Annotated in this window: 23 protein-coding genes; 8 read left to right on the forward strand and 15 right to left on the reverse strand. The window is 68.6% G+C overall.

The window, feature by feature from the left end; all coding sequences use genetic code 11:
• Window positions 1-13: 13 nt before the first annotated feature.
• Both ACIRG5_RS14110 and ACIRG5_RS14115 read right to left on the reverse strand, forming a co-directional pair.
• Complete coding sequence (locus ACIRG5_RS14110) at window positions 14-1,075, reverse strand: YgfZ/GcvT domain-containing protein (protein ID WP_402904621.1); 1,062 nt, start codon at window positions 1,073-1,075, stop codon at window positions 14-16.
• Window positions 1,072-1,461, reverse strand: a complete 390-nt coding sequence (locus tag ACIRG5_RS14115; RefSeq protein ID WP_402904936.1) for a Fur family transcriptional regulator — start codon at window positions 1,459-1,461, stop codon at window positions 1,072-1,074. Before ACIRG5_RS14115 ends, ACIRG5_RS14110 begins: the two co-directional genes overlap by 4 nt.
• A 71-nt stretch (window positions 1,462-1,532) precedes the next feature.
• Between ACIRG5_RS14115 and ACIRG5_RS14120 the strand changes: the two genes are divergently transcribed.
• Entirely contained in the window at window positions 1,533-2,375 is an 843-nt protein-coding gene (locus ACIRG5_RS14120) for an aminodeoxychorismate lyase (RefSeq protein ID WP_402904623.1), read from the forward strand.
• A gap of 12 nt (window positions 2,376-2,387) precedes the next feature.
• On the opposite strand, the gene ACIRG5_RS14125 is transcribed toward ACIRG5_RS14120, so the two are convergent.
• From ACIRG5_RS14125 to ACIRG5_RS14175, 11 genes are all read right to left on the reverse strand, one after another.
• Window positions 2,388-4,922, reverse strand: coding sequence for a glycosyl hydrolase family 18 protein (locus tag ACIRG5_RS14125; RefSeq protein ID WP_402904625.1), 2,535 nt, complete (start codon window positions 4,920-4,922; stop codon window positions 2,388-2,390).
• Between the two features lie 84 nt (window positions 4,923-5,006).
• Window positions 5,007-5,873 carry a biotin-dependent carboxyltransferase family protein gene (locus tag ACIRG5_RS14130; protein WP_402904627.1) on the reverse strand — a complete coding sequence of 289 codons (867 nt, stop codon included), beginning with the start codon at window positions 5,871-5,873 and terminating at the stop codon, window positions 5,007-5,009.
• On the reverse strand, window positions 5,870-6,457 hold the full coding sequence (gene pxpB / locus ACIRG5_RS14135; protein WP_402904629.1) for a 5-oxoprolinase subunit PxpB: 588 nt from the start codon (window positions 6,455-6,457) through the stop codon (window positions 5,870-5,872). The genes ACIRG5_RS14130 and pxpB overlap by 4 nt, the downstream gene beginning before the upstream one ends.
• Before the next feature lie 67 nt (window positions 6,458-6,524).
• Complete coding sequence (locus tag ACIRG5_RS14140) at window positions 6,525-7,136, reverse strand: FABP family protein (protein WP_402904631.1); 612 nt, start codon at window positions 7,134-7,136, stop codon at window positions 6,525-6,527.
• A gap of 615 nt (window positions 7,137-7,751) precedes the next feature.
• Window positions 7,752-8,051: a DUF1416 domain-containing protein gene (locus ACIRG5_RS14145; protein WP_402904633.1), complete on the reverse strand. Its 300-nt coding sequence runs from the start codon at window positions 8,049-8,051 to the stop codon at window positions 7,752-7,754.
• Window positions 8,052-8,055: 4 nt separating this feature from the next.
• Window positions 8,056-8,901 (reverse strand): sulfurtransferase, encoded by an 846-nt coding sequence (locus ACIRG5_RS14150; protein WP_402904635.1) that lies wholly within the window; start codon window positions 8,899-8,901, stop codon window positions 8,056-8,058.
• A 30-nt stretch (window positions 8,902-8,931) separates the two neighbouring features.
• Window positions 8,932-9,369 carry a DUF4395 domain-containing protein gene (locus ACIRG5_RS14155; protein WP_402904637.1) on the reverse strand — a complete coding sequence of 146 codons (438 nt, stop codon included), beginning with the start codon at window positions 9,367-9,369 and terminating at the stop codon, window positions 8,932-8,934.
• A 72-nt stretch (window positions 9,370-9,441) separates the two neighbouring features.
• Entirely contained in the window at window positions 9,442-9,519 is a 78-nt protein-coding gene (locus tag ACIRG5_RS14160) for a putative leader peptide (RefSeq protein WP_360045477.1), read from the reverse strand.
• Window positions 9,520-9,598: 79 nt separating this feature from the next.
• Window positions 9,599-10,006 (reverse strand): thioredoxin domain-containing protein, encoded by a 408-nt coding sequence (locus tag ACIRG5_RS14165; protein ID WP_402904638.1) that lies wholly within the window; start codon window positions 10,004-10,006, stop codon window positions 9,599-9,601.
• A complete protein-coding gene (locus tag ACIRG5_RS14170; RefSeq protein ID WP_402904640.1) occupies window positions 10,003-10,818 on the reverse strand; it encodes a DUF2993 domain-containing protein in 816 nt (271 codons plus the stop codon). Before ACIRG5_RS14170 ends, ACIRG5_RS14165 begins: the two co-directional genes overlap by 4 nt.
• Window positions 10,815-11,552 (reverse strand): alpha/beta hydrolase, encoded by a 738-nt coding sequence (locus ACIRG5_RS14175; protein WP_402904642.1) that lies wholly within the window; start codon window positions 11,550-11,552, stop codon window positions 10,815-10,817. Before ACIRG5_RS14175 ends, ACIRG5_RS14170 begins: the two co-directional genes overlap by 4 nt.
• 159 nt (window positions 11,553-11,711) lie before the next feature.
• Between ACIRG5_RS14175 and ACIRG5_RS14180 the strand changes: the two genes are divergently transcribed.
• The 7 genes from ACIRG5_RS14180 (at window position 11,712) to ACIRG5_RS14210 (ending at window position 18,655) form a co-directional block, all read left to right on the forward strand.
• The gene (locus tag ACIRG5_RS14180; RefSeq protein WP_319976680.1) at window positions 11,712-12,473 is read left to right on the forward strand and encodes a response regulator transcription factor; all 762 of its coding nucleotides are present in this window, start codon (window positions 11,712-11,714) and stop codon (window positions 12,471-12,473) included.
• Window positions 12,474-12,483: 10 nt separating this feature from the next.
• A complete protein-coding gene (mshD, locus tag ACIRG5_RS14185) occupies window positions 12,484-13,359 on the forward strand; it encodes a mycothiol synthase (RefSeq protein WP_402904644.1) in 876 nt (291 codons plus the stop codon).
• A 197-nt stretch (window positions 13,360-13,556) separates the two neighbouring features.
• Window positions 13,557-14,669 carry a phosphate ABC transporter substrate-binding protein PstS gene (gene pstS, locus ACIRG5_RS14190; RefSeq protein ID WP_402904646.1) on the forward strand — a complete coding sequence of 371 codons (1,113 nt, stop codon included), beginning with the start codon at window positions 13,557-13,559 and terminating at the stop codon, window positions 14,667-14,669.
• Window positions 14,670-14,704: 35 nt separating this feature from the next.
• Window positions 14,705-15,769, forward strand: coding sequence for a phosphate ABC transporter permease subunit PstC (gene pstC / locus ACIRG5_RS14195; RefSeq protein ID WP_402904648.1), 1,065 nt, complete (start codon window positions 14,705-14,707; stop codon window positions 15,767-15,769).
• Window positions 15,766-16,680 (forward strand): phosphate ABC transporter permease PstA, encoded by a 915-nt coding sequence (gene pstA, locus ACIRG5_RS14200; protein WP_402904650.1) that lies wholly within the window; start codon window positions 15,766-15,768, stop codon window positions 16,678-16,680. Before pstC ends, pstA begins: the two co-directional genes overlap by 4 nt.
• Before the next feature lie 10 nt (window positions 16,681-16,690).
• A complete protein-coding gene (pstB, locus tag ACIRG5_RS14205) occupies window positions 16,691-17,467 on the forward strand; it encodes a phosphate ABC transporter ATP-binding protein PstB (RefSeq protein WP_319976685.1) in 777 nt (258 codons plus the stop codon).
• 27 nt (window positions 17,468-17,494) lie between these two features.
• A complete protein-coding gene (locus ACIRG5_RS14210; protein ID WP_402904653.1) occupies window positions 17,495-18,655 on the forward strand; it encodes a hypothetical protein in 1,161 nt (386 codons plus the stop codon).
• Between the two features lie 21 nt (window positions 18,656-18,676).
• Here ACIRG5_RS14210 and phoU read toward each other — a convergent pair whose 3' ends face one another.
• The gene (gene phoU, locus ACIRG5_RS14215; RefSeq protein WP_402904655.1) at window positions 18,677-19,342 is read right to left on the reverse strand and encodes a phosphate signaling complex protein PhoU; all 666 of its coding nucleotides are present in this window, start codon (window positions 19,340-19,342) and stop codon (window positions 18,677-18,679) included.
• A 72-nt stretch (window positions 19,343-19,414) separates the two neighbouring features.
• Window positions 19,415-22,516, reverse strand: coding sequence for an LCP family protein (locus tag ACIRG5_RS14220; RefSeq protein WP_402904657.1), 3,102 nt, complete (start codon window positions 22,514-22,516; stop codon window positions 19,415-19,417).
• Window positions 22,517-22,686: the final 170 nt, after the last annotated feature.

Below are 22,686 nucleotides of genomic sequence, written 5' to 3' on the forward strand. Positions count from 1 at the left end.
GGACTTTAGGGGCTCATCCCCTCAAGTTGCGAACAGCTTCCCGGCCCAGTCCGGGCGTGTCCGCGGGCACCGAGTCGGGGTCGATTCGTGCCGCAACCTCCCGTTCGGGTGCTCCGGCGATGAGTTCCGCCTCGACCGGCACGGACCGCTTGACCAGCGCCAACGCGATCGCGCCGAGCTCGTGGTGCAGGGTCACGGTGCCCACCCGGCCGACCACGCGCCCGTCCAGCGTCACCGGGTCACCGGTCTCCGGCTGGGCATCGGCAGAACCATCCAGGTGGAGTAGGAGCATTCGCCTGGGCGGGCGTCCCACGTTGTGGACCTTCGCGACCGTCTCCTGGCCGCGGTAGCACCCCTTGCTCAGGTGCACGGCGGGGTCGATCAGGCCGACCTCGTGCGGGATCGTGCGCTCGTCGGTGTCGACGCCCTGGCGGGCCCGCAGCGACTCGACCCGCAGCGCCTCGAACGCGTAGCTGCCCGCGGGGCGTGCGCCGGCGTCCGTGATGCGCTGCCACCAGTCCGCCCGCTCGGCCCGCGGGACCAGCAGGTCGACCGCGTTCTGGCCGGGCCACGACGTCCTGCGCACGAAGCCCTCGCCGAGCGCGTCCACGTTCGAGGGCAGCGGGATGCCGAGCTTCTCCAGGATCGCGGGGGTGTCCGGGCCGACGAGCGTCAGCAGCGCGAACTCCTCGGTCGCGTCGCGCGGCTCCACCTTGGACCAGAAGACCATCTTCTTCAGGTACGCCAGCAGGTCGTCGACCTTCTCGACGTCGAGGAACACGGTGCCGCCTACGTTCGCGACGACCATGTGGTGCTCCAGGCGGCCCTGGGCGTCGAGGATCAGCGCCTCGGTGGCCTCACCCTCGTGCAGCTGTTCGAAGTGCTGGCTCGTCAGCTGGTGCAGCCACGTGAGCCGGTCCTCGCCCGGGATCGCGATCACACCGCGGTTCGAGCGGTCGAAGACGACCGCGGAACGGACGGCGGAGCGTTGCTCGGCGAACGGGTCTCCGTAGTGCCAGGCCACGCCGGCGTCGGTGGAATCGTCGGGCGGCGGGACGGCTCCGGGGAGGGTCACTCGGTCTCCTGCTCCTGCGTCAAACAGTCACGGCACGTGCCGGACAGCGCGAGATGGCTTGCGTCAAGTTCGAACCCGTCGCGCTCCCGCAATGTTCCGACCAGAGGGTCGAGAAGCTCACACGGGATTTCCTGCATCGCGCCGCAGACGTGGCACACCAGGTGAACGTGCTGGTGGTCGTCGGCCGAGTAGCTCGGCGCGCCGTGACCCAGGTGCGTGTGCCGCACCAGCCCGAGCCGGTCGAGCAGGTCGAGCGTGCGGTAGATCGTCGTGATGTTGACCGTCGGCGCCGTCTCCTGGACGCGCTGACAGATCTGCTCCGGCGTCGCGTGTTCGAGCGACCTGACCGCGTCCAGCACGAGCTGACGCTGCGGCGTCATCCTCATGCCGCGGTCGTGCAGGGTTTTGCGCAGCCCTCTTGCGGTCTCCACATCACTGATGTTAGTAGGCTCGTTCCATGCGCGTGCTGGCACTGCTCGACGGAACCCTCGCTGACCCCGACTCGCCGCAGATCCGCGTCGACGATCTCGGACTCATGCGCGGTGACGGCGTGTTCGAAACGATCCTCGTGGTCGACGGGAAACCCCGCGAACTCACGCCGCACCTGGACCGGCTCGACCGGTCCGCGGCCATGCTCGACATGACGCCGCCTCCCCGTGCGGAGTTCGAGCGCGCGGTCGAGCTCGTCATCGGCAACTGGACCGGTGGCGCGGAGTTCGCCCTCAAGCTCGTCTATACCCGCGGCGTCGAAGGCGGCGACGGCACGCCCACCGGTTTCGCACTCGGCATGGAGATCGGCGCGAAGGTGCTCAAGCAGCGCGCCGAGGGCCTGTCCGCGGTGACCCTGGACCGCGGCGTCGACGCGGACCTCGCCGACCGCGCGCCGTGGCTGCTGCTGGGCGCGAAGTCCCTGTCCTACGCGATCAACATGGCCGCGCTGCGCGAGGCCGAGCGCCGCGGTGCCGCCGAGGTCGTCTTCACCACGTCGGACGGCTCGGTGCTCGAAGGCCCGACCTCGACGCTGATCCTGGTGCGCGGCAGGACTCTGGTCACGCCGCCGTCGAAGCTCGGCATCCTGCCCGGCACCACGCAGTACGCGTTGTTCCGCGCCGCCGAGCGCGCCGGCTGGACCGTGCTCGTGGAGCCGATCCAGACCGGCGAGCTCTACGACGCCGAGGGCGTGTTCCTCGCGTCCAGCGTCCGCAAGATCACGCGGGTGAACGTGCTGGACGGCAAGCAACTGCCCGACTCGGCGGCCCTGCTGACCGAGCTGCAGGGCCTGTACGAGTCCGAGTACTGATCCCTGCCCGAGTTACCTGAGTCCGGCGTCGACCGCGGCCATCAACGGGCCGCGGTCACCGGACATCTCCCAGAACATCGCGCCCAGCAGGTTCTTCGACTTGAGCCACGCGGTCTTGCGCTGGATCGACCAGGCGTCGTCGAAGGTCCACCACTGGTTGCCGGTGTAGCAGGACGTCGCCACGGCCACCTCGTCGTGGAAGACGGTGCAGTTCGGCACGGACGCGACCAGGTTGGCGTACCCGCGCGTGCCCGACTCCTCCGGGAACTGGCCCGGCGCCGCACCACCCGCGGTCTGCCACTCGCCGTTCTTGCCGCCGTTGACCACGTTCTGCCAGCCGCGGCCGTAGAACGCGAGGCCGAGCGTGATCTTGCGCGACGGCACCCCCGCGTCGAGGTAGGCCTGCACGGTGCTCTCCACGCTGAACTTGGTCGTGTACGGGTCGTCCGGGTCCGGGTAGAGGTTGCCCTGGTGGCCGGTCCGGTTCGGCTCCCACGAGTTGTCGCTGCCGGAGCCGTGGAAGTCGTAGCCCTGGACGTTGAAGATGTCCATCGACTGCGCGACCCGCCCGAGCTCCCAGCCAGCCGCGATCTTGCCGGGGTCGGCCGGGGTGAACGCCGTGAGCTGGTAGCGCTTGCCCGTGGTGGTGCTGTACGCGTCCATCTGCCGGCGGAACTCCTCGATCAACAGGGTGTTGTTGACCTTGTCCTGCGGGCCGAAGTGGTTGCCCGCGTGGCCTTCCGCGCCCGGCCACTCCCAGTCGAGGTCGAAGCCGTCGAAGATGCCCGCCGCCGTGCCGGTGCCGCCGGCGCCGTTGTACACGGGCAGGTTGCCCTTGAGGTAGACGTCGATGCACGACGACACGAACTTCTTGCGCGCCGCGTCCGTCGCCGCGACGTCGGAGAAGTACTTGGAGTACGTCCAACCGCCGAGCGAGATCAGCACCTTGAGGTTCGGGTGCTTCGCCTTGAGCTTCTTGAGCTGGTTGTAGTTGCCGCGCAACGGTTCCCAGCCGCTGTCCGCGACACCGTCGACGGACTGCGACGCGCTCATCGGCCTGCTGTAGTCGGCTTCCGCGTCCCCCGCGCCGTCACCCTGGTTCGGGTCCTGCGGGTTCGGGCTCGTGCCCTTCGTGACGCCGTGCAGACACGTCAGGTTGACCGGGTCGATGTTGCCGAACGCGTAGTTGACGTGCGTCATCTTCGCGGCGTCCATGTCCTTCACGAAGTACTGGCGTCCGTAGATGCCCCACTGCACGAAATACCCGACACGGGCGTAGCCGCCGACGATGTCACCAGTGCGCTCGTTCAGCGCGTTGCTCGCCGCGGACACGTTGTCGTAGAGGTCCCGTGCTTTGACGGTGAAGGTGTAGTCCGTGGACGGCGAGAGGCCGCTGACGACCGCTGTGGTGCCGGAGACCGTCTGCTTCACGGTCGAACCCACGTAGACGTCGTAGTTCGCGACCCCGCTGTTGTCCGTGGAGACGCTCCAAGCCAGCGTGACGCTGCCCGCGTCCTTCGCCGTCGAACGCAGGTTGCCCGGCGCGGTCGGAGGCGTGGTGTCGTTGGCGGGGTTGTTGGTGGTGACGCTCAGCGCGGCGCTCGGGGCGCTTTGCGTTCCCTTGGTGTCCTTGGCCCGCACCGTGAAGGAGTACGCGGTGTTCGGGTTCAGGCCGGAGATGATCGTGGACGTCGTGGTGGAGCTGCCGGCCGGCGTGGAGCCGTTGTAGACGTCGTAACCGGCGATCGGCAGCGAACCCGGCGTGGAGGCGTTCCACTGCAACGTCACCGTGCGCGTGGTCTTCGTCGGTGCGGCGAGACCCGTTGGCGTGCTTGGCGGAGTGTCCGCGCTGCCGTCGCAGTTCGCGTTGTTGATGCGGCACGTCACCGGGTCGACGTTCGAGCTGATCGAGAACGCCGGGCTGTACGGCTCGGTGCTCGCGCCGGCGTTGACGGTCTTGTTGTAGTGCGCAGGGGTGATCGTGACCTGGTTGCCGTTCTGGGCGACCGTGCCGTTCTGGCCGTTGCTCACCGTCACGCCGTTGGGGAGCGTGAAGGAGATCGACCAGTCGGAGACCGCGGCGGCGGAGTGGTTGCGGACGACGAACTTCGCCGCGCCACCGGCCACCGAGTACTCGGCGGTCAGCCCGGTCGGCGCCGGCGGTGCGGTGCCGCTGCCGTCGCACGCCATGTTGTTGATCGTGCAGGCGGTCGGGTCGGCCGCGGCGCTCAGCGTGAACGTCGGGCTGTACGGCTCGGTGTTGCGTCCGGCGGGCAGGTTGTTGATGTAGAAGGCCGGAGTGAGCGTCACTCTCGTGCCGTTCTGGGTGATCGTCGCGTTCTGGGGACTGCTCGCCGTGACACCGGCGGGCAGGTCGAACTTGACCGACCACCCGTTGAGCGCGGCCGTGCTCGCGTTGGCGACCACGAACTTGCCGGTCGTACCGGTGCGGGAGAAGGTCGCGGTGATGCCCGTGGCGGCGTTCGCAGGGACCGCCAGGGCCAACAGCGCTATCAGAACTGCTAGGAGGGCAGGGATCCGGCGCATGCGGAACTCCAGTTTGGTAGAGATTCCGCGGCGGCTGGGAGTTACCGTATTTGGTCTGGACCACTTCCGTCAACGGCGTGATCCTCAGACGATCGGGCGGAACCTGACCTTCGTGCCCGGTCGCGCCTGCCCGAGAAAACGCAGGTAATCGTTGTCCACCACACCTATGACGGGGTAACCGCCCGTCGTCGGATGATCGTTGAGGAAGATCACGGGCTGCCCGTCCGGCGGCACCTGAACCGCGCCGGTGATCATTCCCTCGCTGGGAATCTCCCCGTCACGACGATTCAGTGCCGTGCCCTGCAGCCGCGCGCCGACCCGGTTGCTGCGGTCCGACACCGTCCACGACCCTTGCCGCAGCTGGGTTTCCGCCTGGTCGAACCAGTCGTCGCGCGGCCCGAGCCGGATCGGGATGACCAACGTTTGCAGCGCCTGGACTGGCGGCACGACATCGGCACCGTTGGGCAGGTTCGGCGTCCCAAGATGCAGGACGTCGTTGTCCCGCAACGGGTCTGGACCGATTCCGGAGAGCAGGTCGGTGGAGCGGCTGCCGAGTTCCTCCGGTACCTGGATGCCGCCGGAGAGGGCGAGATAGCTGCGCAGGCCGGTCTGCGGGGTGCCGATCTCCAGTGTGTGGCCGGATTCGAGGTAGATCGGCTGGTGGGAGTCGGCGAGTCTGCCGTCGACCTCGAGTTCGGTGGACGGTCCGGTGACCGCGATCGTGCAGCTCGTGTTCGCCTTGAGCGCGAGGCCGCCGAGCAGGAGTTCCAGCCCGGCGGCGTCCTCGGGGTTGCCGACGAGGCGGTTGGCGAGCTTGAGCGAGTCCTGGTCCAGTGCGCCCGACGGAGGCACGCCCAGGTGCGCGTTGCCCGGCCGGCCGAGGTCCTGGATCAGTGCCTGGGGGCCGGTTCTGATGATCGTGACGCTGCGGTTCGTGTCACTGCGGCTCATGCGATCACGAACCTGACCTGGTCACCCGGCTGCATCAGCGCGGGGGTCTCGGCCTTGGCGTCGAACAGCGTGATCTCGGTGCGGCCGATCAGCCGCCAGCCACCCGGCGTCGGCCTCGGGTAGGCGGCGGTGAACTCGCCCGCGATGCCGACCGAGCCCTGCGGGACCTTCGTGCGCGGGGAGTCGAGCCTCGGCTGCTGGAGGTTCTGCGGAAGACCGGTGAGGTAGGCGAAGCCCGGCGCGAAGCCGCAGAACGCGACCTCGTAGGTGGCCTCGGTGTGGAGCTTGACCACCTCGTCCGGGGTGATGCCGGCCGTCTCGGCGACGAGGCCGAGGTCGGGGCCGTCGTAGCTGACCGGGATGGTGATCTCGCGCGGGTGCGTCGCGGGAGCCTTGGTCAGGTCGATGGTCTTCAGCGCGTCCCTGACCTGGCTCAGCGCGCCCTTGACCAGCACCGTCCGGGCGGCAGGGACGAGTTCCTCGATGCCGTCGAGTCGTTCGAGGGCGGCGCGGACGGCCGCGACCTCGCTCAGTGAGTCGACCTCGACCAGGAGCGCGTCGGTTCCGCAGCGCCGCAGAAGCATGCACCCATGTTACGGGGAATCGTGGGATTGTTGAACAATCCGACACGCGAATCGTTCAACAATCCAGTCAGCCGACGATGCGCTTGAGGTGTGCCGACGCGTGCGGCTGCATCTCCTGGCCCATCATGGCGCGCTCCTCGACGTACGCGAGGTCGCCGTTCACCACGCCGTACAGCCGCTGCGCGCCCTTGACCTCCTTGGCCGTGGCGGAGCGGATGATCGCGTCCGTCTGGAACTCCCAGGACGTCTGCGTGCGCACCTTGCCGTAGTACAGCTCGACGATGCCCGTGTTGTGCGTAAGCAGGAGCTCGATCGTGTCGTCTTCCTGCGGGCGCCAGAAACCCTGTTCGCGGGCTGCCGGGCGGATGACCTCGCCTGCCTCGTTGAGCAGCCACGACCGCGCCTCGTAGACGAGGAACGGACGGCCGTCGTGAGCGAAGGTGATCTGCTGGCCGAAGCGGAACGGGCCGTCGATCGTCGGGTAGACGATCTCGCCTTCGCCTCGCCAGACGCCCACCAGCGGGAGGACGCCCAGGAGGGCGTCGTTCAGGTCAGCGCCTTCTCGGAGGTTCGCCGTGTCTGCCGGGATGGGCATGTCGGTGAACTGGGGGAGGTTGCGCTGCTTCGTGGCCGCCGCTCGTTCCTCGGCCAGGCGGATGGCCTCGTCGCCGCTGGTCATCGCTTGTCGGAGTAGAGGCGGTAGACGACGTAGCCGCCGAACCACATTACGGCGACCGTCACTAGCACCAGGAGTCCGGTGAAGATGTGTTCCACGGTGAAGAGGATATCTCCCTGGTCGGGACGTGCAGGGTTGTGGTGGTGGAGGACACCGGGGGCCTGCGGCTCCACACCACCTTCGGCGTGCGCGTTGGTCGGGGTGGGTCGTCCCCCGGTTGCGTTGGCGGCTGCCTGTTCCGAGTCCGCAGGTGGTCGCCTTGCGGGCGTTGTCCGGCGGCTGATTCCTGGGGCGCCGCCACAGGCCTCGCCAATCTGATCAAACCGGGGTCCACGCCATACGCGGGCAGATGGCACGGTCTGTTGCTTTGGGCGGAGTGGCATTGCGTCGAGGGGCGCACCCAGATCGCACGGTAAAGACCAGATCGCACGGTAAAGACGGCTCGCCTTTCGGCTTCGCGGGAGTGTCACACCTCGTCGCTAAGTTGGGTCGCGGGGGACTCCAAAGCGAAGGGGACCCCTGCGCGAGCGTGTGCCGAGACTGCGAGCGTGCCCGAGACGTGGAAGGCCCCGGCGGTGCGAAACCGCCGGGGCCCTCGTCGTACCAACCAGGTCTTGCCTAGGCGACCGCGATCTCCACCGCGTGCACGCCAGGACCGGAGGCCGACACGGCGGTCTGGCCGTTGCCGGTGCGGTGCAGCGCGCGGACGGTCCAGCTGCCCGGTGCCGCGAAGAAGCGGAAGTCGCCCTCCGGGGAGGTGACCACCTCGGCGGTGAACTCGCCGGTCGAGTCGAGCAGGCGGACGAAGGCGCCGCCTACCGGGGTGCCCTCGGAGAGGACCTTGCCTTCGAGGACGGTTTCCGTCGTCGAAGCGTCGATCGTGCCGCCCTGAGCAGGGGCACCGCAGCCGTTGGTCATGAGATCAGGCCTCCTTGCCGGAACCGAGCTCGATCGGCACGCCGATCAGCGAGCCGTACTCCGTCCAAGAACCGTCGTAGTTCTTGACGTCTTCGTGGCCGAGCAGCTCGCGCAGGGCGAACCAGGTGTGCGAGGAGCGCTCGCCGATGCGGCAGTAGGCGATGGTCTTGCGGCTGCCGTCGAAGCCTGCCTCGGCGTAGAGCTCGCGGAGATCGTCGTCGGACTTGAAGGTGCCGTCCTCGTTGGCCGCCTTGGACCACGGGACGTTCACCGCGGACGGGATGTGGCCGCCGCGCTGGGCCTGCTCCTGCGGGAGGTGGGCCGGAGCGAGCAGCTTGCCGGAGAACTCGTCGGGGGAGCGCACGTCGACGAGGTTCTTGTTGCCGATCGAGTCGACGACCTCGTCGCGGAAGGCGCGGATCGAGAGGTCCTGCTCCTGCGCCTTGTACGACGTCTCGGTGCGGGTGACCTCCTCCTTGTCCAGGGGGCGGCCGTCGAGTTCCCACTTCTTGCGGCCGCCGTCGAGGAGCTTGACGTTGGTGTGGCCGTAGAGCTTGAAGTACCAGTACGCGTAGGCCGCGAACCAGTTGTTGTTGCCGCCGTAGAGGACGACGGTGTCGTCGTTGGAGATGCCCTTGGCCGAGAGCAGCTTCTCGAAGCCCTCGCGGTCGACGAAGTCGCGGCGGACCGGGTCCTGGAGGTCGTTCTTCCAGTCGATCTTCACGGCTCCGGGGATGTGTCCGCCGTCGTACGCGGTGGTGTCCTCGTCGACCTCCGCGAACACGACGCCGGGCGCCTGGAGGTTTTCCTCGGACCAGGCGGCCGAGACCAGCACGTTCTCACGGCTCATGGGAAGTTGCTCCTGTAGTAGTGCGTGTCGTTATTGCGGTCGAGCGAAGGCTGGTACGTACCGGCGCAGCACCAGGTACATCTCGCACCCGAGGCACAGGCCCAGCGCCGCGTTGAGCAGTGCCGCCACCAGCGCGAAGCCGGTCGCGACCATGCCGAGCGTGGTGAGGCCCGTGGCGTAACCGAGGGTGCCGATCAGAGCGAAGACGAAGCCGACACCCTGCGCGAACCGCAGTGGGGCGGCTTCCTCGCGTTCGGCGGTCGGGATCAGGCGAGGCTGGATCGCGTAGCGGTAGACGTGACCCCACGGGTTCAACTTCAGCGAGATGAACGCGCACATCGCGAAGAGCACCGTCTGCGCGGCGAGGAGACGCCACCAGCCGGTGAGCAACACGATCGCGAGGATGACGGTCGTCATCCAGGCGGAGAAGCGCGGTCCGCGCGGGTCAACAGGGCGGTCTTTGAGCACGACGACCTCCGGGCAAACGGACGAGGGCATTCAGTCCGGCAGAGGTAGCTGATGGGCGTCAAGCAGCCCGGTTCAGCTCGTCGTGCGACACAGGCTGCTGCGCGTGCGGCACAGGTCAACCGCGCGTCGCTTCGTGAGCAGCAAGGTCATGCCAGCGAGGGTAGCCCTCAATCCCTCGGTGCGGGAGGTATGTCCATCTGGTGGAACAACGCAGGTTCACCCGACCGGATTAGGGCAAATGCGGGCGCAGGGCCTCGATCAACGAGTCGCGTTTCGGCACTCCGCCGACTCGCAGAACCTCGGTTCCGTCGGCCGTGAGGGCGAGCGTCGTCGGGGTGCGCATGACGCCGAGCCTGGTGGTGACGTCCGGGAGGTTCGTGACGTCGAGTTCGGCGTGCGTGAGGCCGTCCGTGCGGTCGGCGAGGTCGCGCAGGATCACCTTCGCGTGCCGGCACGGCGCGCAGAACGTGGTGGAGAGCTGGACCAGCGTCACCCCCGGCGCGAGCAGGTCGCGCACGGGGGCGGGCAGGTCGGCTGAAGCTTCACGACGAGAGATGCGGCCCTCGCGGACCTTGAGCAGCACACCGATCGCGCCGGCCACGGCCAGCGCGCCCAGCAGCGCCCACACACCAGTCATCGTTGGACCAACGGTACATCCGCGATCTGGCCGCTGAGCTTGAACGAACCGCTCTCCACCTCGACGGCGGTCGGCGTGGCGTTGAACGGCAGCGTGCCGGGGTCGATCTTGATCGCGAGCGCCTGGCGCAGCTGCGGGATGATCTGCTTGAGCGAGGCGTCGTCCAGTTCGATGTCATCGATGTTGATCTGGATGGCACCGCTGACGAGCGCGATCTGGCCGTACGCGGTGAGCGTGATGACCTTGCCGGCGACGTTGGTCTGGCCGGAGAGCTTGATCGCGGCGGTCGTCTTGGGCGCCTTGGGGTCGACCGGCGTCTGGGTGGCGGTGCGGTTGTCCGGCTCGATCGAGAGCTTGTCGAACGGCGTCACCTGGTTCGCGAGCCGGTTCAGGTCCGGCGCCTTGATCCGGACGCTGCCCTCGACGGTGTCGATGGTCGCCTTGGAGACGTTGCCCGCGAGCAGGTCGGCCAGCTCGACGCGGGTGTGCCGCAGGTCGGCGCCGACGTCGAGGTCGCGCAGGTCGACGCCCTGCTGCTCGTCCTTGATCGGCACGCCGTACGCGTCGATCCGGACGTGCGTGTAGTCACCGCGGATCGCCTGCAGGATGAAGGGGAACCCGTTGATGCGCACCGACGGGTCCTCGTTGAGCTGCAGCTTCTCCCGCATCCGCTGGGCGATCTGGTACTCACCGGCCGCCGCGAGCGCGAAGTCGGCCGCGACGAGCAGCACGCCGAGCACGATCACCGCGATGATGAGGAACTTCCCGCGCCGTGGCTTCTTCCGCGGCCTTGCAGGCGTCTGCGCAGTCATCCCTCGTCCTCGATCTTGGCGACGATCCATGCCGCCATCCGGTCTACCAGGTCTGGAGTCGCGGCCGATTCGGCGTGCCGCATGCCGGGCTCGATCCACAACTCGGCATGTCCTGAGGACGCGCGGTGCAGCGACCTGGCGTGGTCCACGGAGAAATAGTGGTCCAGGTCACCGTGCACGATCAGCAGTGGGGTGGGCGTGATCCGTCCGACCACCTCCAGCGGACTCTCCGGCGCTTGTACCCAGCTGCCGCCGAGCCGAACCCCGAGCGCCCGTGCCGCGAGCTTGCCGTGCGGCTGCTCCAGCAACCAGTGCACGCGGCGCATGGGAGCGGTCTCGCGTGACCACCACCGGGCGGGTCCGCTGACGGAGACGACGGCGTCCGGCCTGGTCTCCCCCAGCACCGCGTGCCGCAGCACGATCGAGGCGCCCATCGAGAACCCGACAGTGGCGACCTTCGAATAACCGAGCTCGCGGGCCTTCAGAACGGCCGCCTCGATGTCGTGGATCTCGTCCGCGCCGACCGTGGAACGGCCTTCCGAACGTCCGTGGCCGCGGAAGTCGAACGCGACGACACCGGCTTTCCTGGCCATTCGGGCAAGCACGCGCGAGACGTACGGCCGGCGCACGTTGTTCGTGAACCCGTGTCCCACAACGAAAGCGAGGTCGCTTTCACTCTTGTGGTGGACGCCGTGCAGACGCACCCCGTCATGTGACATGGATGTAACAGGCATGACGCTTGTGGAAACAAGTGTGAGCACGGCTTCTTGACCTGGGACTTTCTCGGGGTGCACCGGTATTGTCTCCGTCATCCGCAGGCAACGGGGCCCGGTCACCGTACGCCGCTGGTCTGGTCCAGGTGACCGACCACGGCCGATTTGGAGGGCGCCGCGATGAGCATCGACGTGCTTCTGCTGACGACAGACCCGGACCCGGAGGCAGTGCTTCCGGCGCTGGCTCTGCTTCCCCACGCCGTACGTCCCTTGCGCCCGGAGGTCTCCGCGCTTCTGGAGGCCGGACCGCACGACATCGTGCTGATCGACGCTCGCACCGACCTGGTCGGCGCGCGTTCGCTGTGCCGTCTGCTGGACTCGTCCGGTGTGGACGTGCCCGTGGTGGCCGTGGTCACCGAGGGCGGTCTGGTCGCGGTCAACTCCGACTGGTCGGTCGACGAGATCCTGCTGCCGAACTCCGGTCCCGCCGAGGTCGACGCACGCCTGCGGCTGGTCCGCTCGCGCCGCGGCACGACGCAGCCGGGTGGCGACGGCGCCATCCAGCTCGGCGACCTCGTGATCGACGAGGCCACCTACACCGCGCGCCTCAAGGGCCGCCCGCTCGACCTCACCTACAAGGAGTTCGAGCTGCTCAAGTACCTCGCGCAGCACGCGGGCCGGGTCTTCACCCGCGCCCAGCTGCTGCAGGAGGTCTGGGGCTACGACTTCTTCGGCGGCACCCGCACGGTCGACGTCCATGTGCGACGGCTGCGCGCCAAGCTCGGCCCCGAGCACGAGGCGCTGATCGGCACGGTCCGCAACGTGGGCTACAAGTTCGTCCGCCCGCCGCGTCCCGGATCGTCCCGCCGCCCGTCCGACCTCGCCGAGGTGGAGATCGACGACTCCGCGCGTGTCCTGGATGAGCGTTTGATCGCGCGGTAGGTTCGCCTGTGTGGCGCAACTGAGCTGGTTCGAGGAGCTGACGGCCGACCAGGCCGCCGAGGTGACCGGGTTGCTGGAGGCTGCCCGGGGCACCGACGGCGTGGCCCCGGTCGGCGAGGCCGTGCGACTGCGGATGCGCCCCGGCGCGACAGGCAGCAGGCATCTCTTGGCGCACCTGAACGGCGAACTGGCCGGGTACGCGCACATCGACCTGATCGGTGACTCCGGTGGCAACAAGGTCGCCGAACTCGCCGTGCACCCGAAGCACCGCCATCAGGGCGTCGGCGAGGCACTGGTGAAAGCGCTCCCGCAGGAGTCGCTGCGGATCTGGGCGCACGGCGGCCATCCAGACGCCGAGAAGCTCGCGGAGAAGCTCGGTTTCGGCAAGGTGCGCGAGCTGCTGCGGATGCGGCTGCGCGTCGAGAACGACCTGCCGGAGCCGTCGGTGCCCGAGGGCATCACCATCCGGCCGTTCGTGCCCGGCAAGGACGAGGCCGCGGTCGTCTACGTGAACCACCGCGCGTTCGACTGGCACCCCGAGCAGGGCGCGATGTCGATCGAGGACGTGCGTGCGAAGGAAGAAGAGGACTGGTTCGACCCCGAGGGCTTCCTGCTCGCGTTCGACGCCGACGACAGGCTGGCGGGCTTCCACTGGACGAAGGTGCACACGCCCGAGCTGGGCGAGGTCTACGTCGTGGGCGTCGACCCGGACCGCCAGGGCGGTGGCCTGGGCAAGGCGCTGACCCTCGTCGGCCTGCGTCACCTGCGCGAACAGGGCGTCAAGGAAGTCATGCTCTACGTCGAGTCGGACAACACGGCGGCGGTCCGCGTGTACACGAAGCTCGGATTCACCCTTTGGGACGCCGACGTCCAGTACGCCCGGTAGTCAACGTACCGTCACAAAACGCATACGCGCTGGTCACGCGGTCACTCTTTTGGCCGTGTGACCCGTCACTTCCCGTTCGGTGTTCACCTCCCGTTCACCCTGACTAGGTGGTCTGTCCATTCTGGCTACCTACCTTCCGTAGCGAGCGGCGGGTTCGTCGCGAACCGCTAAATGCTTCCGCAAGGTGGAGGACCCAGGTGAAGATCCAGCGGCACGGTGCCGTTCTCGGCCTCGTCGCGGCCAGCGCGCTGCTGCTCGGTGCGTGTGGCAGTGACAACAACGCGCCGACGGGTGGCACGAACCCCTCGTCGAACGCTGCCTCCGTCCCGGTCGAGTGCGGTGGCAAGACCAAGCTCAACGCTGAGGGCTCCTCCGCGCAGAAGAACGCGGTCGACGCGTTCGTGCAGGCCTACCAGGCCGCCTGCCCCGGTGTGGACCTCGCGTACAACCCCTCGGGCTCCGGCGCGGGCGTGAAGAACTTCAACGCCGGCCAGGTCGACTTCGGTGGCTCGGACTCCGCGCTCAAGGAAGGCGCCGAGACCGAGGCGGCCGCCAAGCGCTGCCAGACCAACCCGGCCTGGAACCTGCCGCTGGTCTTCGGCCCCGTCGCCGTCGGCTACAAGGTCTCCGGGGTGGACAGCCTCGTGCTGGACGCCAAGACCATCGCCGCGATCTTCTCCGGCGCGGTCAAGAAGTGGAACGACCCGGCCATCAAGGCGCTGAACGGCTCCGCGACCCTGCCGGACAAGGACATCTCGGTCATCTACCGCTCGGACGAGTCGGGCACGACCGACAACTTCCAGAAGTACCTGAAGGTCGCCGGCGGCTGGACCAAGGGTGACGGCAAGCAGTTCAAGGGTGGTGTCGGCGAGGGCAAGGAGAAGTCCGCCGGTGTCGGTCAGGCCGTCGGCTCCATCGACGGTGCCATCACCTACGTCGAGTGGTCGTTCGCGCAGGACAACAAGCTCTCGATCGCCAAGATCGACTCCGGTGCCGGTGCTGTCGAGCTGACCGCCGAGTCGGCCGGCAAGGCCATCGACGGTGCGAAGGTCAAGGGCGAGGGCAACAACCTGATCCTCGACCTCGACTCGATCTACGGCTCCAAGGCCGCCGGCGCGTACCCGTTGCTGCTCGCGACCTACGAGATCGTGTGCTCGAAGGGCTACGACGCCGACACCGCGAAGGCCGTCAAGGCGTTCCTCACGGTTGCCGCCACCACCGGTCAGGCGCAGCTCGCCGACGCCGGCTACGTGCCGCTGCCCAAGGCGTTCCAGGACAAGCTCCTGACCGCCGTGAAGGCGATCGCCTGAGGTTGATGCGAAACTTCGGCTGACACACAGACGCGATGAATGATCCCGTCGCGGCCTTGCGCCCCGCCGGCTCCGGTGACACCGGGGCCGAGCGGGGCGTCGCGGCTGCTCCCACCGCCTCGGAGGCTCCGATTCCCCCGACACCGGAAGCTCCAGAAACGACCAAGGCACCTCACGTCCGGCCTGGTGACCGCATCTTCCGCGGCCTGGCGACGGGGTCCGGTGTCTTCATCGTCGTCCTCATCGGCGCGATCGGCCTGTTCCTGCTCCTGCAGGCCGTCCCGTCGCTCGGGCTGGACAACGTCAACTTCCTGACCAGCCGTGAGTGGGCCACCTCGGACCCGGAGAACCTGCGGTTCGGCATCCTCGACCTGACGCTCGTCACGGTCGTCGTCGCGTTGCTGGCCCTGCTGATCGCCATGCCGATCGCGCTGGGCATCGCGCTGTTCCTCACGCAGTACGCGCCGCGCAACCTCGCCCGGCCGTTCGCCTACGTCATCGACCTGCTGGCGGCCGTGCCGTCCATCGTCTTCGGCCTGTGGGGCCTGTTCGTGCTCGGCCCGGTGCTCTTCCCGTTCTCCGAGTGGGTGATCGAGAACCTCGGCTGGATCCCGATCTTCGCCAAGGGCAACGTGAACGTGCAGCTCGGCGGCACCATCTTCACCGCGGGCATCGTCGTCGCGGTGATGATCCTGCCGATCATCACGGCCGTCAGCCGCGAGGTCTTCGAGCGAACGCCCACCATGCACATCGAGGGCGCCATTGCGCTCGGCGCGACCAAGTGGGAGGTCGTGCGCACGACCGTCCTGCCGTTCGGCAAGGCCGGTTACGTCAGTGCCTCGATGCTCGGCCTCGGCCGCGCGCTCGGTGAGACCATCGCCGTCGCGATCATCCTGAGCGCCGCCACCAGCTCGTTCGGCTGGTCGCTGTTCGACGGCGGCTCGACGATCGCCTCGAAGATCGCGCTGGCCGCGGCCGAGTTCAACGACGTGCGCTCGGCCGGTGCCTACATCGCCGCCGGTCTGGTGCTGTTCGTGCTGACCTTCGTCGTGAACGCCATCGCGCGCTCGATCGTCGCCGGCCACAAGGAGTACGAGTGAGCACGAATCTCGCGGATCCCCAGCGCCTCGCGACGCCGCCGACGTTCCAGTCGGTCAGCGTGGCCCGCCGGATCAAGAACGGCCTCGCCACCGGACTGGTCTGGGGTGCGTTCCTGATCGCCGTCATCCCGCTGGTGTGGGTGCTCTACACCGTGATCCAGCGCGGCTTCCCGGTGATCCTCGACGGTGACTGGTGGCAGAAGTCGATGTCGGGCCTGCTGGCCCGTCAGCAGGGTGGCGGCGCGTACCACGCGATCTACGGCACGCTGGTCCAAGGCTTGGTCTGCGCCGTGATCTCGGTGCCGATCGGCATCATGATCGCGATCTACCTCGTCGAGTACGGCGCCCGCTCCCGGCTGTCGAAGGCCACGACGTTCATGGTCGACATCCTCACCGGTGTCCCTTCGATCGTCGCCGCGCTGTTCGTCTACACGGTCTGGATCACGACGTTCGGTCTCAGCCGCAGCGCGTTCGCCGTGTCGCTCGCGCTGGTGCTGCTGATGGTGCCGGTCGTCGTGCGCACCACCGAGGAAATGCTCAAGATCGTTCCGGACGAGCTGCGGGAGGCCTCCTACGCGCTGGGCATCCCGAAGTGGAAGACCATCGTCAAGATCGTCATCCCGACCGCGCTGTCCGGCATTCTGACCGGCATCATGCTGGCCCTCGCCCGTGTCATGGGTGAGACGGCACCGGTGCTGGTGCTCGCGGCGTACGCGCCGTACATCAACTACAACCTCTTCGACGGCCCGATGGCCTCGCTGCCGTTGATGATGGTGAACGAGCGCAACAACCCGACGGCGGCGGGCTTCGACCGCATCTGGGGCGCGGCGATCACGCTCGTCGTCCTCATCACCCTGTTCAACCTCCTGGCGACCGTGATCTCGCGGGCGCTGGCGCCGAAGACGAAGTGAGCGGGCGGACATGGCCAAGCGACTCGACATCAAGGACCTGAACCTCTTCTACGGCAAGTTCCACGCCGTGGAGAACGTCTCGCTCGCGGTGCCGCCGAAGAACGTCACCGCGTTCATCGGCCCCTCCGGTTGCGGCAAGTCGACCGTGCTCCGGTCTCTGAACCGCATGCACGAGGTCGCGCCCGGCGCCCGTTGCGAGGGCAAGGTGCTGCTCGACGGCGAGGACATCTACGCGTCCACTGTGGACCCGGTCGAGGTGCGCCGCACCATCGGCATGGTGTTCCAGCGGCCGAACCCGTTCCCCACGATGTCCATTCGCGACAACGTGGTGGCCGGCCTGCGGCTCTCGGGCGTGAAGGACAAGAAGAAGCTCGACGAGGTGGCGGAGCGCTCGCTGCGCGGCGCCAACCTCTGGAACGAGGTCAAGGACCGCCTCGACAAGCCCGGCGGCGGCCTCTCCGGCGGTCAGCAGCAGCGTCTGTGCATCGCGCGTGCCATCGCGGTGCAGCCCGACGTGCTGCTCATGGACGAGCCCTGCTCGGCCCTGGACCCGATCTCCACGCTGGCGATCGAGGACCTGATCACGGAGCTGAAGAAGGAGTACACGATCGTCATCGTGACTCACAACATGCAGCAGGCCGCGCGCGTGTCCGACCAGACCGCGTTCTTCAACCTGCTGGGTGTCGGTCAGCCCGGCCAGCTGATCGAGGTCGACGACACGGAGAAGATCTTCTCCAACCCCAGCCAGAAGGCGACCGAGGACTACATCTCCGGCCGGTTCGGCTGAGAACGCGGGTTCGGCTATCTTGCTGGCGTGAGCCCGCAAAGCAAGCCCCGCAAGAAGAAGCAAGGCAAGGCACCCGGCCGCAGGCCCGAGCAGCAGTCCCCGTACGGGGCGCTGCTCGAGTCGGCGGCCGCGCTGCGTTCGGAGTCGTGGTTGCTCGCGGACGCCTGGGCGAGCGAGCTCTACGCGACGCTCTGGCTCGCCGGCTCCGGCACCGACCCGCTGGTCGAGGCGCTGCGGAAGATGGACGACCCCGCGGCGCTCACCGCGTTGCGCGCGCTGGCCGGTGTGGGCTCGGAGGAGAGCAGGTCCGCCGCGTTCGCCGCCGCGGAGGCCGTTGCGGCACGAGGTGTCGCCGAGCCGTCCTGGTACGTCCCCGACACCGTGCCCGACTTCCGCGACGCCTTCCTCGTCACGAACCTGTTGGGGGACGTCGAGGTCATCGCGATCACCCAGGAACGCGCGGGTCTCGGCGAGACCGTCCTGTTCATGCGGCAGCCGGTGCTCGGGGCCACCGCGATCGAGCTGTTCGCGACGCCGGCTGAAGGCACCGTGGCGCTGCTGGAGGACATGATCGCCTCCACGCCCGAGGCGTTCCGCGACGAGATCACGCCCCTGAGCGCCTCCGACGTCTACGACCGCGTGTGGCCGGACGTCGAGCAGTTCTGGGAGGACGGCCCGGACGAGGAGGTCGAGGAGGGCCTGATGGGCGAGGAGGACGTGCGGCATCCGGTGCAGCTCATCGCCCTCGCCGACGCCCGCGTGAGCGTCCTCGTGCCCAAGGAGTACGAGATCCCCGCCGTCAGTCCGGAAAGGACGGACGAGGTCGTCGACGCGTTCCTGGCTTCAGAGCACGGGATCGCGGACGTCGAGGCGGCGCGGGCGTTCGCGCGGATCGTCGTTTCCGCCGCGGTGGAACAGAACCGCGACCCCGTCGTTTACGGACCGGCGTCGCTGACCGCGGTGCTGATCCTGAACGTCGCCGCGAAGCTGCACGTGAGCGACGCGGATCTGGCGCTGCTGCCCGAGATCGTGCGAGCGTGGGCGTACTTCACCGTGGACGCCCGGGATCTGCCGCGCGACGAGGCGCGGGCGGTGTGGGACGAAGAACTGCCCACCGTGCTCACCGAGTTCTCCGAGGCCTACGCCGATCCGGAGCTGGTGGCAGAGCGCGATGGGCAGTTTCGCTGATTCCTGAAGGATCTGGAAGATCTAGAGGTTCTCGTCGTCGCCGTAGCCGGGCATCCGGCCGGTGACGACGAAGACCGTGCGCTTGGCGACCGACACGGCGTGGTCGCCGTAGCGCTCGTAGAAGCGACCGAGCAGCGTCACGTCCACCGCGGCGGGGACGCCGTGCTGCCACTCCTTGTCCATGATCACGGAGAACAGGTGGCGGTGGATGTCGTCCATCGCGTCGTCCTCGTCCTCGAGGCTGCGCGCGCGGTCGACGTCCTTCTCGCGGATGATCGACGCGGCCTCGTTCGCGAGCTTGACCGCGATCCGGCCCATCTCGGCGAAGTACGGCTGCACGTCCTCTGGCAGCGCCGACGCCGGGTGCCGGCGACGCGCGGCCTTGGCCACGTGCAGTGCCAGGTCGCCCATGCGCTCGACGCTTTCGGCGGCGTGGATCACCGCGAGCACCGTGCGCAGGTCGGTCGCGACCGGCGCCTGCAGTGCGAGCAGTGCGTACGACTGCTCCTCGATGCTGGAGCGGACGTCGTCGACCTTCTGGTCGCCGCCGATGACCTGCTCGGCCAGGCCGAGGTCGGCCTGCAGCAGTGCCGTGGTCGCGTTCTGCATCGCCTCGGCGACCATGCCGGTCATGTCTGCCAGCTGGTCGGCGAGATGTTCAAGCTGGTCGTGGTAGGCCTCGCGCATGGCGCTCAGCCTACGTCCCGACCATCGCGGCAGCGACATGCCAGCATGAACCGCAGGTGAACCCCAGGCGAATCACTTCGCCGCGCAGGGGTCCTGTGCCGCGTTCACAATGGACAGACCGTCGCCGGGCTGACCAGCTGCCTGACCCTGCGGAGTGCCCTGCTGGGTACCCGCCTTGGGCGACTGGATCTTCTCGTCGAAGCCGGCGCCGATCGTCAGCTGGATCGCCCCACCCATCTCCGGTGCCTCGACCAGGTCCGCGCCGGGCACGGCGGCCTTGAGCGTCGCCGCCTTGTTCTCGTTGCCCTTCGCGAACTTGATGATCGTCTTGGGGGCGTTCTCCGTTGCGTTGCCCCGCTGCGCGATCTTGAACCCCTGCTGCTCCAACGCGTTCGCCGTCCTGCCGACCGCGCCGTCGTTGGTCGGGTCCCCGTTGAGCACCTGGATGGTGACGTCCTTGGGGTCGATCACCGTGCCGGGTTGCGCGGGAGCGTTGGTCTCGCCGGGCTTGCCCTCGACGGGCTTCTCCTGCGGCAGCGGCGTTCCGTCGATGATCGTCTGGAACAGCGCCTTGACGTCGTCGTCCTTGAGCCGCTCGATGTTGTCGTCGTTCGACTTCGTCGGGCCCTCGTCGGTCCAGTGCGGCATCGTCACGAACGAGACGCGACCGGCGTCGAGGCTCTGCAGGGAGTTCGCGAGCTCCAGCAACTGCGCCACACCGACGTTGTCGCCGGCGGTGGACTTGGTGAGCGCGTTGATGAAGTTGTTGAGCTTGGTCGGGCTCAGCAGGACCTCGTTCGACAGCGCCTGCCGCAGCATCGCCGACAGGAAACCCTGCTGCCGCTTGATCCGGTCGAAGTCCGTGCCGCCGTCGCCCTGGGCCTGGACCTTGCGAGCGCGCACGTACTGCAGCGCCTGGTCGCCCTTGAGCGTGTACTTGCCCGGCTTCTCGAGGATTACACCGAGCTCGTCGTCCTTGATCGCGATCGGTGAGCAGATCTCCACGCCGCCGATCGCGGTCGACATCTCGCGGAAGCCGACGAAGTCGATGCTGACGAAGTGGTTGATCTTGAGGCCGGTCAGCTGGGTCATCAGGTTGGCGACGCACTCGGGCCCACCGTCGTTGTAGACGGAGTTCGCCATGACCTCTTTCTCCGGCGCCAGCGGGCCCGCGTACTGCCCGTTGTCCGGGTTGTAGGTGCGGCACGAGGGACGGTCGACGCGCACGTCACGCGGCAGCGACACGACGACCATGCGCTTCCGGTCCGCCGGGATGTGCGCGAGCATGATCACGTCCGACCGCGCGCCACCCTCCTGCGCCTGGGTGCCGACGTTGTCGCCCGCCTTCGCGCCCGCCCTGGTGTCCGAGCCGACCAGCAGGAAGTTCTCGTCACCGAGCTGCTTCTCGGCCTGTTGCACGGCCTGCGAGTTGCCGCCCAGCGCGTCGATCTTCGTGAACCTGGAGTCGGCCCACTGCATCGCGGCCCAGCCGATGCCCGTCGACGCGAACACGACGGCCGCGGCGGCGATCGCGCCGATCCGTCCGGCGCGCATCAGCTTGCGCTGCTGGGGCGTGCGACCGGGGATCCGCTTCTCGCCGGCCTCCTGACCGAGCGCGACCGGCTCGGCGAACTCGGTCGCCTCGTCGACGAGATCGTCCTCGTCGCCGTCCTTGACCCACGGCATGAGCTTGGCGCGCCGTTCCTTGCGCTGGCGCTCCTGCTCGAGCAGTTCGTCGTGCACCGCGGAGAACCGCGCGAGAGTGTGGTCGACCTCGCGACGCTTCTTCACGTCGTCGCCGATGGCCTCCATCTCGGTGGTGAGGCTCAACGGGTCCATGTCTTCGCGCTTCTCGACCTTGGCCACCCCCGCCGCCGAGGCGATCTGGGTGGCCTCGGGGCCGGGCGCGTCGGCCTTGGGCTCGTCCACGGGCTCGGCGCCGAGCCGGCCTGCGAGGCCACCGGGAATCGGCCGCGGACCACTGGACTCCGCCCTGGGGGGCATCGGCCGGGGACCGCTCGACTCCGCGCGCGACGGCATCGGCTGCCTGCCGGTCACGTCCCCGTTCGGGGGCATGGGGCGGCGGCCGGTGTTCTCCGGTCCCTCGCCGGGGGCGGGAGGACGCGGAATGCCGTTGGACGACGGTGCTTCGCCTGCCAGGAGGCGGCGAGGCGCGGGGCCGTCCGGCGTCCCGCCTGGCACGGGGGGCCGCTGGAGGCCGTTGGGCTCGCCGGGTGCCTGCGGACGCTTGAGGCCGTTGGGCTGCGAGATCTCGCCGGGGACCGGCGGGCGCGGGATGCCGTTCGACGACGGGGGGTCGCCGGGGCCGGGCCTGCGCGGCGGTGCCCCGCCGACCTCGGGTCCCGGTCGGCGGACCGTGCCGGCGGGCATGCCGTTCGCCTCGGGCACGCCGGGCGCGGGACGCCGGGGAATGCCGTTCGAGGAAGGCGCGTCGCCGGGAGGCATGCGCCTCGGGTCGCCGGGAGCCGGCGGCCTGGGCATGCCGTTCGAGGTGGCGTCGGGTACCGGCGGGCGCGGGATGCCGTTGGACGACGGAGCGTCGCCGGGGGCGAGCCTGCGCTGCGGAGCGCCGTTGGGCGGCATCTCACCAGGCACGGGACGCCGGACCTGGCCGCTCGGTGGCTCGCCGGGGACCGGGCGGCGCTGCATGCCCGTCGCGTCGGGCCTCGGGCGCTGGCCGGTCTGCTCGACCCGGTAGGCACCGCTCTGTTCCGGATTCGGGATCGGAATCTGGGCAGGCCTCGGCCGTGGACCGGTCTGCTCGCCAGGAGCGGGACGCGGGCGCGCCGGGGGCTGCTGAACGCCGTTCGGCTCGGGCGGAACGTCCGCCCTGCGCCGCCTGCCGGTCGGGTCGCCGGTGAAGTTCTGCGGGGCGGCCTGCTCAGGCCGCGGGCGCGTACCCGTCTGCTCACCAGGCCGGTGAGCTGCGGGTGGCTGCTGCCGCGGTGCCTGCGGAGGCTGCTGGGGCGGTGGTGGCTGGTGCACCGGGGGATCAGGCAGAGCACGCCTGCCGGTGGGCGCGGGTGGGTCGGGCAGGGCACGCCTGCCTGTCGTGGGTTCTTCGGGCGAGCCTGGCGGGACGGGCCGGGGGATGTTCGTCCTGCTGTGCTGCTCGATGAGCTCCGAGACGCTCAGGCCCCCAGAGCCTTCCATCGAGCGACGTCTACGGCCGGTCGGCTGGTCGTGCTGGGGATCCTGATCACCACGGGAAGAGGGGCCGCCACGTCGGGGGTCGTCGGGCACCCAATCTCCCTTCTGGGTCAGAAGCAAAAGCGGTTCGTCATTACGAAGTGACGTCGACCGGGACACAAGGGTTGCATCAC

Source organism: Lentzea sp. NPDC102401 (assembly GCF_044765805.1).
Taxonomy (GTDB): domain Bacteria; phylum Actinomycetota; class Actinomycetes; order Mycobacteriales; family Pseudonocardiaceae; genus Lentzea; species Lentzea sokolovensis.